Origin of the sequence: Nocardiopsis sp. LDBS1602, from assembly GCF_035818715.1 — a bacterium.
Classification (GTDB): Bacteria; Actinomycetota; Actinomycetes; order Streptosporangiales; family Streptosporangiaceae; genus Nocardiopsis; species Nocardiopsis alba.
The window spans coordinates 48870-63157 of sequence record NZ_JAYLVW010000007.1 but is presented as its reverse complement, the minus strand read 5'-3'; the positions used below and the strand labels follow the sequence as shown (position 1 = coordinate 63157).

Below are 14288 nucleotides of genomic sequence, written 5' to 3'. Positions count from 1 at the left end.
CCGCCTTCACGACCGGCGGCTCACCGAGGAGGTCGTCGATCTCAGTGGCCAAACAGATCGAACAACTCGACCGCGTCATCATCCGCTTCGCCGGCGACTCCGGCGACGGCATGCAGTTGACCGGTGACCGGTTCACCCAGGAGACCGCTTCGTTCGGCAACGACCTGTCGACCCTGCCGAACTTCCCCGCGGAGATCCGCGCCCCGGCGGGCACCCTTCCGGGGGTCTCCAGTTTCCAGTTGCACTTCGCCGACCACGACATCGTGACCCCGGGGGACGCCCCCGACGTCCTGGTGGCGATGAACCCCGCCGCCCTCAAGGCCAATCTCGGCGACCTTCCCAAGGGCGCCACGATCATCGTCAACACCGACGAGTTCACCACCCGGAGTCTGGCCAAGGTCGGCTACGAGAGCGACCCGCTCACCGATGGGACCCTCGACGGTTTCAAGGTCAGCGCCGCCGGGCTGACGTCGATGACGGTGGCCGCCCTGACCGACATCGACATCTCGAAGAAGGACGCCCAACGCGCGAAGAACATGTTCGCGTTGGGGCTGCTGTCCTGGATGTACAACCGGCCGACGGAGGGGACGGTCTCGTTCCTGAGGTCGAAGTTCGCGCGCAGACCGGAGATCCTCGCGGCCAACCTCGCCGCGTTCAAGGCCGGATGGAACTTCGGCGAGACCACCGAGGACTTCGCGGTCTCCTATGAGATCAAGCCGGCCCGTCTCCCCTCGGGCACCTACCGCAACATCACCGGGAACCTGGCCACCGCCTATGGGCTGATCGCGGGCTCTCGGCGTTCGGGGCTGCCCCTGTTCCTGGGCTCGTACCCGATCACTCCGGCCTCGGACATCCTGCACGAACTGTCCCGGCACAAGCGGTTCGGGGTCCGGACCTTCCAGGCCGAGGACGAGATCGCCGGGGTCGGCGCGGCCTTGGGCGCCTCGTTCGGCGGTTCGCTCGGTGTCACGACCACCTCGGGTCCGGGCATGGTGCTCAAGCAGGAGGCCGTCGGGTTGGCGGTGATGACCGAGCTTCCGCTGGTCGTCGTCGACGTGCAGCGGGCCGGACCGAGCACGGGGATGCCCACCAAGACCGAGCAGACGGATCTGTTGATGGCCCTGTACGGGCGCAACGGCGAGTCCCCGGTACCCGTGGTGGCGCCCTCCTCCCCCGCCGACTGTTTCGACACGGCGGTGGAGGCGGTCCGGTTGGCCGTCGAGTACCGGACCCCGGTGATCATGCTCTCCGACGGCTACCTGGCCAACGGCTCCGAGCCCTGGCGGCTGCCGAGGGTGTCGGAACTGCCGACGATCGATCCGGGGTTCGCCACCGAGGCCAACGGCCCGGACGGGACCTTCCTGCCCTACCTGCGGGACGAGGAGACCCTGGCCCGCCCTTGGGCGGTGCCGGGCACGCCGGGTCTGGAGCACCGGATCGGCGGGATCGAGAAGCACGCCGAGACCGGGGACATCTCCTACACCCCGTCCAACCACGACCTGATGGTCCGCACGCGGCAGGCCAAGATCGACGCGATCGCCCGGAGCCTTCCACCGCTGGAGGTGTCCGACCCCACCGGCGACGCCCGTGTCCTCGTCCTCGGCTGGGGCGGGACCTACGGGTCGATCACCGCGGCCGTACGGCGCGTACGCCGGTCGGGCGGCCGGGTGGCCCAGGCCCATCTGCGTCACCTCAACCCGTTCCCGGCCGACCTCGGCGAGGTCCTGCGCCGCTACGACCGGGTCGTGGTCCCCGAGATCAACCTGGGCCAGCTGGCGCTGCTGTTGCGCGGCCGCTTCATGGTCGACGTCATCGGTTACAACAAGGTCCGCGGCCTGCCCTTCAAGGCCGAAGAGCTCGCGTCCGTCGTGCAGGAGGTCATCGACCGTGACTGAGAATCCGAACGGGGCCCGGAACGGGCACTCGGGACACGTGGCGGCGTCGGCCGGACTGCGTCTGGTGCCCACGACGGACACCGTCTACAAGATGAAGGACTTCAAGTCGGATCAGGAGGTGCGCTGGTGTCCGGGCTGTGGCGACTACGCGATCCTGGCCGCCTTCCAGTCCTTCCTTCCTCGTCTCGGGATTCCACGCGAGAACATCGTGATGGTGTCCGGGATCGGCTGCTCCTCCCGGTTCCCGTACTACCTGAGCACCTACGGGATGCACTCGATCCACGGGCGCGCCCCGGCGATCGCGACGGGGTTGGCGGCGAGCCGGCCCGACCTGTCGGTATGGGTGATCACCGGTGACGGCGACGGTCTGTCCATCGGCGGCAACCACCTCATCCACGCGCTGCGCCGCAACGTCAACATCAACATCCTGCTGTTCAACAACCGGATCTACGGGTTGACCAAGGGCCAGTACTCCCCCACCTCCGAGACGGGCAAGGTCACCAAGTCCTCGCCGGCGGGGTCGCTCGACCACCCCTTCAACCCGGTGTCCCTGGCGCTGGGGGCCGAGGCCGGTTTCGTGGCGCGGACCGTGGACTCCGATCGCGCGCACCTGACGTCGGTGCTGCGCGCGGCGGCCGATCACCCCGGAGCGTCCTTCGTGGAGATCTACCAGAACTGCCCGATCTTCAACGACGACGCGTTCGAACCCTTGAAGGACCCCTCCTCCCGTGATCTGCGACTGCTGCGGATGGAGCACGGGGAGCCGCTGCGGCTGGGCCCGGACCGGGGCGTGGTGGCCGGGGACTTCGGCGGCCTGGAGGTGGCGGACGTGGCCGAGGTCGGCGAGGACCGGCTGATCAGACACGACGCGCGCCGTGAGGACCCCGGGTACGCGTTCGCGCTGTCCCGACTGGACCGGCCGGCGTTCGAACACGTGCCGATCGGGGTGTTCCGGGACGTGCGTCGACCGGTCTACGACGAGCTGCTGAACGAGCAGATCGAGGAGGCGCGGGCCGAGCACGGCGACGGTGACCTGGAGGCCCTGTTGGCGGGCGGGGACACCTGGACCGTGGAGTAGGCGGTATTCCCCCGGGCGGCGTCGAGAAGTTCACAGGCCCGCCCGGGTCGCCGTCCGGGCTCCACCCGGGGTGAGGCAATACGCTTCCCCCATGCGTATCGTCATCGCCGGAGGGCACGGAAAGATCGCTCTGAGTCTGGCCAGGGCCCTGGCCGACCGCGGAGACACCCCCGTCGCCCTCATCCGTAACCCCGACCATTCCCAGGACGTCGTCGACGCCGGGGCCGAGCCGGTCGTGATCGACCTGGAGCGGGCCACCGTCACCGAGCTGACCGAGCGGATCATGGGCGCCGACGCCGTGGTGTTCGCGGCCGGCGCCGGCCCGGGCAGTGGCGCGGCCCGTAAGGAGACCGTCGACCACAAGGCGGCGGTCCTGACCGCCGACGCGGCAGCGCTGGCCGGTGTGCGCCGCCTGATCCAGATCTCGGCCATCGACGTGGACCGTCCGGTGGCCGAGGACGCCGACGAGGTCTGGAGGGCCTACGTCGCGGCGAAGAAGGCGGCCGACGACGACCTGCGCGGACGCGACCTCGACCTGGACTGGACGATCCTGCGTCCAGGGAGGTTGACCGATGAGGCCGGCACCGGTCTGGTCGATCTGGGCGAGGAGGTGGAGCGTTCCTCGGTCTCCCGTGCGGACGTGGCCGCCGTGATCGTCGCCCTTCTGGACGAACCAGGTACCGTCGGCCGGGTTCTCAATCTGGTGAACGGTGGAACACCCGTCGTCGAGGCCGTGCGCGCCATCGCCGAGTGAGTCGCTTCCGGGGGCTTCCCGAGCGGAGGGGTTCTGTCGGTCTCTGTGGCCAGATGCACCTATAGGGGGCATGATGGAGGCGGAGCCCGGCGGACCCCCGTCATGGTGGACGCGGACGACCGGGAACGAACCCGACGGGTGGACCAGCTCCGAAGAGCAGATGGGTACGGTTATTCATGAGCGTCACACAGGTCGTGAGGGACAGCACGGTCGTCGAACACGCGAAGGTCGCCGCGCAGCAGAAGCGCCGGATGTTCATCATCCAGTTGGAGGTCAACGCGTACGACGACGCCTCCAGCAAACTGCGTCCCGGACTGACCCGCATCCTCGAGGGGATCGAGGAGGCCGGCTGGCGCCTGGACCTGATCACTCCGAGCGAGGACGGCGAGTCCAAGGCGGCGCGTCTGTTCATCTTCCGCCCGGACGAGGACGCGAAGGACGCGAAGGCGGAACAGGCCGAGGCCCGAAAGCCCCAGCAGCCGCAGCCTCATGACCACTCCGGGCAACAGCAGGCCTACCCGCAGCATCCCACCGGCGCCCAGCAGCAGGACCCGTACGCGGGTTACGGCCAGGGTTACGGTCAGCCTCAGCAGCCGTACCCGGGTTACGACCAGCAGCAGTACCCCGGCTACGGACAGCAGCCCGGTTACGGCCAGCAGCAACAGCCCGGCTACGGGCAGCAGTACCCGGGGTACGGCCAGCAAGGCTGGTGACCCCTCGCCTCTCGGGGCCCGCACGGCATCGCCGTGCGGGCCCTTTCTCTTGTTCGGCCCCCGCCTTTCACAGATCCCTCATGTCGGACACTCGAGGGTTCCGATGCATTCGCCAGAAACCTGTTTCAGTCACGCTTTCGGTTGTGTAACGCCCGAGGGCAAGAAGCCGCGATATGTCCGTCATGCCACTCGGTAAGCCGAGAAAACTTTGGGGAAACTCTGGATTCTTGCGTGAAACTACTTCGAGCACCCTTCCGGCTACGCTAAGTTAATTCCGGCGGCTGCAGCCAACCCGTTTCTGCACTTCCGAAAGGTGACCTACATGTCCCGTATCGCCAAGGTTTCCGGCTTCGTTCTGGCCACCGGCCTCGCCCTCGGCGCCTTCACCGGCACCGCCGCCGCGGACAACAACGCCAAGGTCCAGAACATCACCATCCCGGTCTGCATCGACGTTCTGAAGGCCTCCGGCGTCAGCGCCAGCGGCTGCAACGTCGTCGACTGGGACGCGACCTCGGGCATCGCCGTTCACGACTAGGAAGAACGGGTCGTCCCGACGCAGCCGCCACCACCGACCGCACACAGCGAACCGAAAAGGAACATCACCATGAAGCGCATCGCCTCCGTCTCCGGCCTCATCCTCGCCACCGGTCTCGCCCTGGGCGCCATGTCCGGCACCGCCGCCGCCGACAACAACGCCAACATCCAGAACATCACCGTGCCGATCTGCGCCGACGTGATCGCCTTCACCGGCTTCAGCTCCGAGGGCTGCAACGTCATCTCCAACGACATCCACTCCGGCATCGCCGTCCTGGACCACTAGTCCACGCCCTCGCGCGTCGACACACGCGGGGCCCGGCCTTCCACGGCCGGGCCCCGCGTTCGTGTTCTCCGTTCGGAGGCGTCCTGGGACCCTCAGTACTTACAAGGCCCCTCCGGGGTCCACTCCTCCGGGTCGGTGACCAGACGAGCGTGGGAGGCCGTGTCGTAACGGGAGGTCCCGTAGAGCAGCTTGGCCCTCTCGATCCCCTCCGGCAGGAGACCCGCGCGCCCCAACGCCACGCATGACCCCGGGTTGTCGATCCGATGCCCCGCCTCCACCCGGAACAGTCCCAGCTCGTCGAAGGCGAACCGCGAGGCCAGCCGGGCTCCGGCCGTGGCCACACCGCGCCCCTGTTCGGCGGGGTGGGTCCAGAAGGACAACCACCCCAACTCGTGTCTTCGACTGGTCACCGAGATCTGCACATGTCCCAGCACCTTGTCGAGCCCGTCCACCACCGCGAAACCGTGGATCTCCTCCTTCGTCAGCACGGCCCGACGATCGATCCACTCCATCGCCTCGTCCGGGGTCCGGGGGACCTCGGTCTCCTGCCAGGCCAGCTCCCTCCAGGCGAAGGCCTCCAGCAGCCGATCGGCGTCCCCTCGGTTCCACTCACGCAGTCGATACAACGGCGACCTCTCTCCTCGACCCTCCCGGTCGCGCCAACCTAGAACCCCGCCCCGGTGGAGGCAAGCCCGTGGCGTACACCGGCCGGAAGAGGACGGGAGGTGTGTCAGGGCGTGTCACGAACGCGCCCGAGTGGTACGTCTTCCTGATCATGACGACGACAGAGGTCTTCGAGGAGCACCGCTCCCTGTTGAACGGGGTCGCCTACCGGGTCCTGGGCAGTGCCGACGACGCCGAGGACGTGGTCCAGGAGGCCTGGATGCGCTGGTCCGGCGAATCTCGGGACGAGGTCGACGACCCCCGCGCCTACCTGGTCACCGTGGTGTCCCGGCTGGCCATCGACCGGCTGCGCAGGGCCGGCTCCCGGCGCGAGTCCTATGTGGGCGAATGGCTGCCCGAACCCGTCAGCGACCTGCCCGACGGCGCCGAACGAGCCGAACTCGCCGATTCGGTGGAGTTCGCGCTGATGGTGGTCCTGGAGACCCTCAGCCCCCTCGAACGCGCCGTCTTCGTCCTGCACGAGGCCTTCCAACTCCCCTACGCCCAGATCGCGCGGGTCATCGACCGGAGCGAGGGCGCCACCCGACAACTGGCCAAACGGGCCCGCGACCACGTCCGCGAACGTCGCCCCCGTTTCGAGGCCGACCGGGCCGAACGGCGTCGGATCACCGAACGCTTCCTCCGGGCCTGCCTGGAGGGCGACCTGGACGGGCTCAAGGAACTGCTCGCCGACGACGCGACCCTGGTGAGCGACAGCGGCGGCAAGGCGCGGGCGCCCCTGCGGGTCCTGCACAGCGCGCACAAGGTGGGGCGTTTCCTCGCGGCCGTGTCCGAGGAGCGCAACGCGTCCCGCTTCCTCCGGTCCCTGGGCCTCTCCTCCATCGACGATCTGGTCTTCGGGGTCACCGAGGTCAACGGCGGCCCCGCCGCCGTCGTCTCGGTCGGCGACGCCCCGGTGCTCCTGTTGGTCCTGGACGTCTTCGAGGGGAGGGTCCGGCACGTGTACCTGTTGGTCAACCCGGAGAAGATGTCACGTCTACGGGCCCCCGATCCGTCCTAGGGGTATGGACATCACCGTTGTGGGCGGTGGCCTCGCAGGATTGACCGCGGCCATCGCCGGCGCCGAGAACGGCGCGAACGTCACCGTGTTGGAGTCGCACCGGACCCTGGGAGGCCGGGCCCGTTCCACCGAACCTCCCTATGTGGCCAACGACGGCCCGCACGCCCTGTACACCGACGGGGCCCCGTACCGCTGGCTGGCCGAGCGGGACCTGGTCCCGCCACTGGTCAGGCCCTCTCTGGGATCTCTTCGCTCCTCGCGTTTCCGCTACCGGGAACGGCTGACCGGACGTCCGCCCCGCGCACTGCTGAAGGCGCTGGCCCGACGCGGGCTGTCGGCTCCGGTGGAGCGGGACTTCGCCTCGTGGGGGGCCGAACGTCTGGGCGAGGAGAGCACCCGGCTGGTCGCCTCGATGATGGGCGTGGCCCTGTTCGAGGCCGATCCGGGACGGCTGTCGGCCTCGTTCGTCTGGGAGAGGTTCCGTCGGCTCACCCGTCCCCAGGTGCCCGCGGTCCGCTATCCGGTCGGCGGTTGGGTCCGTCTCGTCGAACGGATGGCGGACCACGCGCTCGCCATGGGTGTGCGGATCGAGACCGGGCATCGGGTCGATTCCCTGCCGGAGGGGCCCGTGGTGGTCGCCACCTCGCTGGCCGCGGCCCGTTCCCTGCTCGACGATCCGTCCCTGGCCTGGGAGAGCGGGCACTCGCTCATGACCGACCTGGGGTTGCGTTCGGCCGACGACCCCTTCCTGGTGTCGGACCTGGACGAGGGCGGGTTCCTGGAGCGGTACTCGGCCCATGACCGGGTCCTGGCCCCCGAGGGCGAGGAACTGGTCCAGGCGCAGATCCCCGTCCGCGCGGGCGAGTCCCGGGCCGAGGCGACGGAACGGCTGGAACGCCTCCTGGACACCGCGTTGGGCGACTGGCGCGAGCGGCTGACCTGGCGCCGCGACCAGATGGCGCGGGGCCGGACCGGCGCCTTGGATCTGCCGGGTTCGTCCTGGCGGGACCGGCCCGCCATCGACCGGGGCGGGGACGTCTACCTGGCCGGGGACGAGGTGGCCGCGCCCGGCCTGTTGGGCGAGGTGTCGTTCACCAGCGCCGTCCGGGCGGCGCACCTGGCCACGAGCCGCGCTCCGGCGCCTCTGGGCTGAGTTCGGTCGCGGGGGCGACGGACACGCGCCGTCGCCTCCGTGTCGTCGTCCCGCTCAGGCGGGGACGTGGCTGACGGCCTCCACGTTGTTCCCGTCGGGGTCTCGGACGAACGCGCCGTAGTAGTGCTCGTGGTATTCGGGCCACACCCTCGGCTCGTGCAGGACCTCGGCCCCGCTCTCGACCGCCGCCGCGAAGAAGGCGTCGACCGCCGCGCGATCGGCCGCGGTGAAGGCGATGTGCGACTCCCGAGCGGGCCCCTCGATCTCGGCGGGAGAGATCCAGAAGGCGGGCTCCTCGCTTCCGTAGCCGATCACCGGCCCGTACTGGAGCATGCGCCGGTGGCCCAGGGCCCCGAGGACGGCGTCGTAGAAGGAGGCCGCGGCCTCGGGGTCGGCGACCTGGATGCCAAGGTGATCGAGCATGCCCCGAGTGTGACACGCGCCACCGACGTTCTCGTGAAGGCCCGCGCCGTGGGGAGACGAACGCGCTCAGGCGACCCACCGGTAGAGGTGTTCGGGGCGCCCGGCGGAGCCGTAGCGCATGCGCAGTTCGGCCCGACCGTCGGCGCACAGGTGTTCCAGGTAGCGGCGGGCGGTCACCCGGGAGACCCCGGAACGGTCCGCGACCTCGGCGGCGGACAGCTCGTCCCTCGACGCGCGCAGCACCCCCGAGACCAGGTCGACGGTGGCGGCGGTGAGCCCCTTGGGGAGGGAGCGGGCCGCCGGTGGGCGCAGCAGCCCGAACAGTCGATCCACCTCCTGCTGGGTGGCCTCCCCCGGCCCGCCCTCCATCTGACGGCGGGCCACCGCGTAGCGTTCGAGCTGGTCGCGCAGGGCCGTGAGCGGAAAGGGCTTGAGCAGGTAGTGGACGGCCCCGCCGTGCAGCGCCGAACGCACCTGGGCGATGTCGCGTACGGCGGTGATCATGAGGAAGTCGGGCTGCGGGGTGTCCGGGTCGGAGGTCGCGCGCAGGGTGCGCATCACGGAGATGCCCGAGGCGTCCGGCAGGTGCAGGTCGAGCAGGATCAGGTCCGGTCGATGACCGCGCACCTGGGCCAGGGCTGCGGCCGCCGTGTGCGCCGTGCCGACCACGGTGAACTCGGGGACCGACTCCACCAGCTCCTGATGGTTCCGGGCCACGCGCACGTCGTCGTCGACGATCAGGACGCGGATCATTCCCCGACCCCCACCGGCACGGCGACGGGCAGGCAGGCGGTGAAGACCGCCCCCTCCTCCTCGTCCGGTTCCTCCATCTCGATGCTTCCCCCTCTGCTCTCGCACACCTGTTTCACCAAGGCCAGGCCGAGGCCCCGAGTGCCTCCGTCCCGTGATGCCTTGGTGGTGAACCCGTATCGGAAGATCTCCTTCGCGACGTCGTCGGCCACCCCGTGCCCGGAGTCGGTCACCCGGATCTCCAGCAGGTCGTGCGGCAGGTCGGTGTCCACGTCCCGGTGCAGTCGCACCAGGAGCTCGACCCACCCCTCTCGGCCGACCGCGTCCAGGGCATTGTCCACCAGGTTGCCCAGAACGAGGAGGGCGTCGGCCCGCGGCTCGGCGTACAGGGGCCCCGGAACCCGGGTCAGCGGGGAGAGACGCAGGTCGACGCCGCGTTCGGAGGCCTGCGCGGACTTGGCGAGGGTGAGGGCGGCCAGGGCCGGGTCGTGGATGTGCTCGGCCACGCCGCTGGAGGTGCGCGTGTGGGTGGCGGTGAGTTCCGCGAGGTAGGCGCGGGCCTCCTCATGGGCTCCCAGTTCGAGCAGCCCGGCGACGGTGTGCACTCGATTGGCGAACTCGTGGGCCTGGGCCCGCAGCCCCCGGGTGACGGTGCGGGCTCCGTCGAGCTCTCCGGTGAGCCGATCGACCTCGGTCCGGTCGCGGAGGGTCACCACGGCTCCGGCCTCGCGTCCCCGGATCCTTACCGGCATCCGGTTGGCGACGAGGACCCGGTCGCCGGCGAGGAGGATCAGGTCGCCGCCCCGGTCGGCCCCGGTGACGATGTCGCGGGCCCGCTCGGACAGGCCGAGGTCCTCCAGCCGGAGCCCCTCGATCTCCCCGCTCAGACCGAGCAGCTCGCGGGCGGGACGGTTGACCAGGACGACCCGGTCGTGGGCGTCGACCGCGAGGACGCCTTCACGCACGGCGTACAGCAGGGCCTCGCGGCTTTCGAGCAGGGTGGTGATGTCGGCCGGTTCCAGACCGTGGGTCTTGGCCCGGACCCGCCGGGACAGCATCCAGGAGCCGCCCACCCCCACGGCCAGGACGAGGGCCACGGCGGCGAGGATCGCGGGGACGGCCGCACGGGTGTCGCCGCCGGCGCTGGAGGTGAGGATGCCCAGGGACACGTAGCCGACGACCTCGCCCTTCGCGTCGCCTCCGTTGACCGATCCGCCTTCGGAGAACACGGGGATCTTCGCCCGGACCGTACGGCCCTGGGTACCGTCCTGGACCCCGCTCCACTCCGTCCCCTCGGCGGCGGGGCCGGGCGGGGTGGACACCGTACGCCCTATGAGCTCCTTGTTCGGGTGGGTGTACCGGGTGCCCTCGGGCGAGGCGATGACGAGGAAGTCGGTGTCCGTGGCCGCGACCAGACGGTCGGCGAGCGGGTCGAGGGTGGCGGCGGGGTCGGGCTCCTGAAGCCCGGCCACCACCTCGGGCATGACGGCGACCGAGCGGGCGACGGTGAGGACGCGCTCGGCGTACTGGCGGTCGGTCTCGCGATCGACGTGGAGCGTCCACAGGACGCCGACCCCGGTGAGCGCCACCGTCAACAGGCAGACGTAGCCGATGAACAGGGATCCGGTGAGGGTGAGGCGGCCTCGTGCGGGCGGTGAGGTCATGGGTACTCCAGTGGCCGGGTACGGGGCTCCCGGGCCGGTGAACGCACAGGTCGACGTCGTGCGATCGGGTTTCACGAACAATACGACCAATATGACTCCAGTTTTAACAAAGCCCTCACATGCGGGTGTCCGCCGTCACACTGTGGTGCGGATCTCCCCTGCGTCTGCGTGTTCGTCTGCGCCGGGGACGTGCACAGACGATCGAGACGATCGAGAGGAGAGGACGATGCGTGATCGTGGCGTGTTGTTCCGTGTGGTGGGAGGGCTCTGTGCCGTCCTACTGGTCGGGACGGCACTGTACGACGTGCGGCAGAGCGCCGCCTCCGGCGACGGTTCTCAGGAGAAGCTTCTGCTCATCGCGCCCGCGGCCCCCGGCGGAGGCTGGGACACGCTCGCCCGCGAGATGCAGAACGGCCTGCGTGAAGAGGAGCTGCGCTTCAACGTCGAGGTCCGCAACGCCGAGGGCGCGGGCGGCACCATCGGCCTGGCTCAGACCGCCGGTCGCGACGGTCAGGCCAACGTCCTGACCATGACCGGCCTGGGCATGGTGGGCGCCGTGGAGACCACCGGCTCCCCCTACTCGATGGAGGACTCCACCCCCATCGCCCAGCTCGCCTCGGAGTATCTGGTCGTGGCCGTACCGAAGGACTCGCCCTACGAGGACCTCGACGATCTCGCCGAGGACTGGACCGAACGCTCGGAGACCCTGCCGGTGTCGGGCGGTTCGATGGGCGGTGTCGACCAGATCTTCGCCGCCCGGGTGGCCCAGTCCATGGACGTGGCCCCCGGTGAGATCAACTACCTGCCCTACTCGGGCGGCGGCGAGGTCCTGACCTCACTGCTGTCGGGCACCTCCGAGGTCGGCTTCGGCACCCTGGGCGACTTCAGCGACCAGATGGAGGAGGACGGCCCGCTGCGCGCGCTGGCGATCTCCTCCCCCGACCGTCTGGAGGGGGTGGACCTCCCCACCATCCTGGAGCAGGGCTACGACGTGGAGATGTCGAACTGGCGCGGGGTCATCGCCCCTCCCGGGTTGAGCGACGAGGAGGCCGCGGCCCTGGAGGAGCTGGTGCGCGAGCTGCTCGCGACCCCCTCCTGGGAGGACACCCTGGAGCGCAACCGATGGACCGACACCTTCCAGGACCGTGAGGGGTTCTCGGAGTTCCTGGAGGAGGAGGTCGCCCTGACGCAGGAGACCGTAGAGGAGTTGGGTCTGTGAGGGACGACGTGACCGAACGGACCGGATCCGAGGTCCCCGAACCGGTGACGGAGACGGAGACGAACGGGCCGGACGAGAGTACGCAGGCCCCCTCCCCGGAGGAGACCGCCTGGAGCGGCCCCGGAGCGTGGGTCGTCCCCGCCCTGGTGGCGATCCTCGGCCTGGTGGCCGTGTGGGGCGCCCTCACCATCGAGGCCCCGCCCAACGCGACCCGGCCGGGTCCCGGCGCCTTCCCCGGCGTCGTGGGCGTACTGCTCCTGATCACCGCCGTGTGCATGACCGTGGTCAACCTTCGAGGGCGGGGCTCCGAGAGCGGTGTCTCCCCTCTGGCCTGGTTCGAGGGTCGTCCCGTGCTGATCGTGCTGGCCGGGCTGGTGGCGCACATCGCCCTGCTGGAGATCCTGGGCTGGCTGCTCGCCGGCGCTCTGTTGTTCTGGATCGTGGCCTACGCCTTCGGCGCCCGCGCCCATCTGCGTGACGCGATCGTGGCGCTGTCGATCTCGGCCGCCGTCCAGGTCGGCTTCTCGTTCGGGCTCGGACTCAACCTGCCCGGCGGCTTCCTGGAGGTGCTGCTCTGATGGACACCCTGCTCAACCTGGTGGACGGGCTCTCCGCCGCGATGAGCCCGCAGAACCTGATGTGGGCCTTCCTCGGCGTCCTGCTCGGCACCGCCGTGGGCGTCCTGCCCGGCATGGGTTCGGCGATGGCGGTCGCCCTGCTGTTGCCGGTCACCTTCCGCCTCGACCCCACCGGCGCGTTCATCCTGTTCGCCGGCGTGTACTACGGCGGCATGTTCGGTGGCGCCACCACCTCGATCCTGCTCAACACCCCGGGGCAGGCCTCCTCGATCGCCACCACCTACGAGGGCCACAAGATGGCGCTCAAGGGTCGCGCGGCCCAGGCCTTGGGCACCGCGGTGATCGGTTCGTTCGTGGCGAGCATCCTGGGCACGCTGATCGTGGCCCTGTTCGCCCCGGTGATGGTCGCGTTCGCGCTCAACTTCGGACCCGGCGAGTACTTCGCGCTGACCGTCTTCTCCTTCGTGGCGGTGGCCGCGGTGGTGTCCGGTTCGGTGCTGCGCGGTCTGGCGTCGTTGCTGATCGGTCTGGCCATCGGCATGGTGGGGATCGACGGACAGAGCGGCGCGGCCCGTTTCGACTTCGGCTCCTCCAGCCTGCTCGACGGCATCGACATCGTGATCGTGACCGTGGGTCTGTTGGCCCTCGGAGAGGTGCTGTACATCGCCGCGCGGGGCCGGTCCGCTCCGGACTTCGCTGCGATCCGTACCGGCCGCCCGTGGCTGGGCCGACGTGACCTGCGTCGTTCCTGGAAACCGTGGCTGCGCGGTACCGCCCTGGGTGGCGCCTTCGGCCCGATCCCGGGCAGCGGGGCGGAGATCCCGACGTTCCTCTCCTTGGGTCTGGAGCGCAAGCTCGCCGAGCGCCGCGCCCGCCGCAAGGGCGAGGAGAACGAGTTCGGCGAGGGCGCGATCGAGGGTGTGGCCGGTCCCGAGGCGGCCAACAACTCCAGCGCCGCCGGCACTATGGTCCCGCTGCTGGGCCTGGGTCTGCCCACCTCGGCGACGGCCGCGATCATGCTGGCCGCCTTCCAGCAGTACGGACTCCAGCCGGGCCCGGTCCTGTTCGAGCGCAACGCCGACCTGGTATGGACCCTCCTGGCCTCGCTGCTGATCGGCAGTGTGCTGCTCCTGGTGATCAACCTGCCGTTCGCCCCGCTGTGGGCCAAGCTCCTCAAGCTGCCCAAGCCGTACCTGTACGCGGGTATCACGCTGTTCTCGGTGCTGGCCGTGTACGCGATCAACACCTCCGTGATCCACCTGGTGATGTTGACGGCGGTCGCGCTGCTGGGATTGGTCATGCGGACCTTCGGGGTCCCGGTGGCCCCCGCCCTGATCGGTGTGGTGCTGGGACCGATCGCCGAGACCGAGTTCCGGAGGGCGCTGGCCGCCTCCTCCGGGGATCCGACGATCCTGGTGGGCAGCGGCATCTCGATCACGCTGTACGCCCTGGTCCTGCTGGTGGCGGTGGTCCCGCTCATCGCCCGGGCCCTCCGCCGACGTACCGCTCGGGCGGTCGACGCTCAGGAACCCGCCGCACGGTCCTGAGCCCCGCCCC

General features: G+C 69.9%; 15 protein-coding genes. 11 read left to right on the top strand and 4 right to left on the bottom strand.

The features are described from left to right. The first annotated feature begins 44 nt into the window (after positions 1 to 44). From U9J66_RS19695 to U9J66_RS19670, 6 genes are all read left to right on the top strand, one after another. Entirely contained in the window at positions 45 to 1895 is a 1851-nt protein-coding gene (locus tag U9J66_RS19695; RefSeq protein ID WP_017535914.1) for a 2-oxoacid:acceptor oxidoreductase subunit alpha, read from the top strand. A gap of 91 nt (positions 1896 to 1986) precedes the next feature. Continuing rightward, positions 1987 to 2973, top strand: coding sequence for a 2-oxoacid:ferredoxin oxidoreductase subunit beta (locus tag U9J66_RS19690; protein ID WP_326338422.1), 987 nt, complete (start codon positions 1987 to 1989; stop codon positions 2971 to 2973). Between the two features lie 91 nt (positions 2974 to 3064). Then, on the top strand, positions 3065 to 3727 hold the full coding sequence (locus U9J66_RS19685; protein ID WP_014910807.1) for an NAD(P)H-binding protein: 663 nt from the start codon (positions 3065 to 3067) through the stop codon (positions 3725 to 3727). 176 nt (positions 3728 to 3903) lie between these two features. After that, positions 3904 to 4440: a hypothetical protein gene (locus U9J66_RS19680; protein ID WP_017535916.1), complete on the top strand. Its 537-nt coding sequence runs from the start codon at positions 3904 to 3906 to the stop codon at positions 4438 to 4440. A gap of 322 nt (positions 4441 to 4762) precedes the next feature. After that, entirely contained in the window at positions 4763 to 4975 is a 213-nt protein-coding gene (locus U9J66_RS19675; protein WP_014908342.1) for a hypothetical protein, read from the top strand. Positions 4976 to 5044: 69 nt separating this feature from the next. Further along, positions 5045 to 5260, top strand: a complete 216-nt coding sequence (locus tag U9J66_RS19670; protein ID WP_014911244.1) for a hypothetical protein — start codon at positions 5045 to 5047, stop codon at positions 5258 to 5260. A 92-nt stretch (positions 5261 to 5352) separates the two neighbouring features. Here the strand turns inward: U9J66_RS19670 and U9J66_RS19665 are convergent, their stop codons facing one another. Next, positions 5353 to 5886, bottom strand: a complete 534-nt coding sequence (locus U9J66_RS19665) for a GNAT family N-acetyltransferase (protein ID WP_017535917.1) — start codon at positions 5884 to 5886, stop codon at positions 5353 to 5355. Between the two features lie 149 nt (positions 5887 to 6035). Here U9J66_RS19665 and sigJ point away from each other — a divergent pair, with 149 nt between their 5' ends. After that, on the top strand, positions 6036 to 6944 hold the full coding sequence (sigJ, locus tag U9J66_RS19660) for an RNA polymerase sigma factor SigJ (protein ID WP_026125257.1): 909 nt from the start codon (positions 6036 to 6038) through the stop codon (positions 6942 to 6944). A gap of 4 nt (positions 6945 to 6948) precedes the next feature. Beyond that, on the top strand, positions 6949 to 8097 hold the full coding sequence (locus U9J66_RS19655) for an FAD-dependent oxidoreductase (protein ID WP_014910153.1): 1149 nt from the start codon (positions 6949 to 6951) through the stop codon (positions 8095 to 8097). Between the two features lie 54 nt (positions 8098 to 8151). On the opposite strand, the gene U9J66_RS19650 is transcribed toward U9J66_RS19655, so the two are convergent. The 3 genes from U9J66_RS19650 to U9J66_RS19640 all read right to left on the bottom strand — a co-directional run bounded on the left by U9J66_RS19650 (position 8152) and on the right by U9J66_RS19640 (position 10934). Further along, positions 8152 to 8520: a VOC family protein gene (locus U9J66_RS19650; RefSeq protein WP_042282175.1), complete on the bottom strand. Its 369-nt coding sequence runs from the start codon at positions 8518 to 8520 to the stop codon at positions 8152 to 8154. 66 nt (positions 8521 to 8586) lie between these two features. Further along, entirely contained in the window at positions 8587 to 9273 is a 687-nt protein-coding gene (locus U9J66_RS19645) for a response regulator (protein WP_014909516.1), read from the bottom strand. Continuing rightward, a complete protein-coding gene (locus U9J66_RS19640; RefSeq protein WP_017535920.1) occupies positions 9270 to 10934 on the bottom strand; it encodes a sensor histidine kinase in 1665 nt (554 codons plus the stop codon). Before U9J66_RS19640 ends, U9J66_RS19645 begins: the two co-directional genes overlap by 4 nt. Before the next feature lie 226 nt (positions 10935 to 11160). Here U9J66_RS19640 and U9J66_RS19635 point away from each other — a divergent pair, with 226 nt between their 5' ends. The 3 genes from U9J66_RS19635 to U9J66_RS19625 are packed head-to-tail and all read left to right on the top strand — an operon-like array spanning position 11161 to position 14278. Continuing rightward, positions 11161 to 12153, top strand: coding sequence for a Bug family tripartite tricarboxylate transporter substrate binding protein (locus tag U9J66_RS19635; RefSeq protein WP_161111195.1), 993 nt, complete (start codon positions 11161 to 11163; stop codon positions 12151 to 12153). Beyond that, a complete protein-coding gene (locus U9J66_RS19630) occupies positions 12150 to 12731 on the top strand; it encodes a tripartite tricarboxylate transporter TctB family protein (RefSeq protein WP_017535922.1) in 582 nt (193 codons plus the stop codon). Before U9J66_RS19635 ends, U9J66_RS19630 begins: the two co-directional genes overlap by 4 nt. Next, positions 12731 to 14278, top strand: coding sequence for a tripartite tricarboxylate transporter permease (locus U9J66_RS19625; protein WP_014910077.1), 1548 nt, complete (start codon positions 12731 to 12733; stop codon positions 14276 to 14278). The genes U9J66_RS19630 and U9J66_RS19625 overlap by 1 nt, the downstream gene beginning before the upstream one ends. Positions 14279 to 14288: the final 10 nt, after the last annotated feature.

What these genes read in the sequence shown, in the direction of transcription:
- sigJ (WP_026125257.1), top strand. Translation starts at nt 6,036, where the DNA reads ATGACGACGACAGAGGTCTTCGAGGAGCACCGCTCCCTGTTGAACGGG.
- U9J66_RS19625 (WP_014910077.1), top strand. Translation starts at nt 12,731, where the DNA reads ATGGACACCCTGCTCAACCTGGTGGACGGGCTCTCCGCCGCGATGAGC.
- U9J66_RS19670 (WP_014911244.1), top strand. Translation starts at nt 5,045, where the DNA reads ATGAAGCGCATCGCCTCCGTCTCCGGCCTCATCCTCGCCACCGGTCTC.
- U9J66_RS19655 (WP_014910153.1), top strand. Translation starts at nt 6,949, where the DNA reads ATGGACATCACCGTTGTGGGCGGTGGCCTCGCAGGATTGACCGCGGCC.
- U9J66_RS19675 (WP_014908342.1), top strand. Translation starts at nt 4,763, where the DNA reads ATGTCCCGTATCGCCAAGGTTTCCGGCTTCGTTCTGGCCACCGGCCTC.
- U9J66_RS19690 (WP_326338422.1), top strand. Translation starts at nt 1,987, where the DNA reads ATGAAGGACTTCAAGTCGGATCAGGAGGTGCGCTGGTGTCCGGGCTGT.
- U9J66_RS19635 (WP_161111195.1), top strand. Translation starts at nt 11,161, where the DNA reads ATGCGTGATCGTGGCGTGTTGTTCCGTGTGGTGGGAGGGCTCTGTGCC.
- U9J66_RS19685 (WP_014910807.1), top strand. Translation starts at nt 3,065, where the DNA reads ATGCGTATCGTCATCGCCGGAGGGCACGGAAAGATCGCTCTGAGTCTG.
- U9J66_RS19640 (WP_017535920.1), bottom strand. Translation starts at nt 10,934, where the DNA reads ATGACCTCACCGCCCGCACGAGGCCGCCTCACCCTCACCGGATCCCTG.
- U9J66_RS19650 (WP_042282175.1), bottom strand. Translation starts at nt 8,520, where the DNA reads ATGCTCGATCACCTTGGCATCCAGGTCGCCGACCCCGAGGCCGCGGCC.
- U9J66_RS19680 (WP_017535916.1), top strand. Translation starts at nt 3,904, where the DNA reads ATGAGCGTCACACAGGTCGTGAGGGACAGCACGGTCGTCGAACACGCG.
- U9J66_RS19645 (WP_014909516.1), bottom strand. Translation starts at nt 9,273, where the DNA reads ATGATCCGCGTCCTGATCGTCGACGACGACGTGCGCGTGGCCCGGAAC.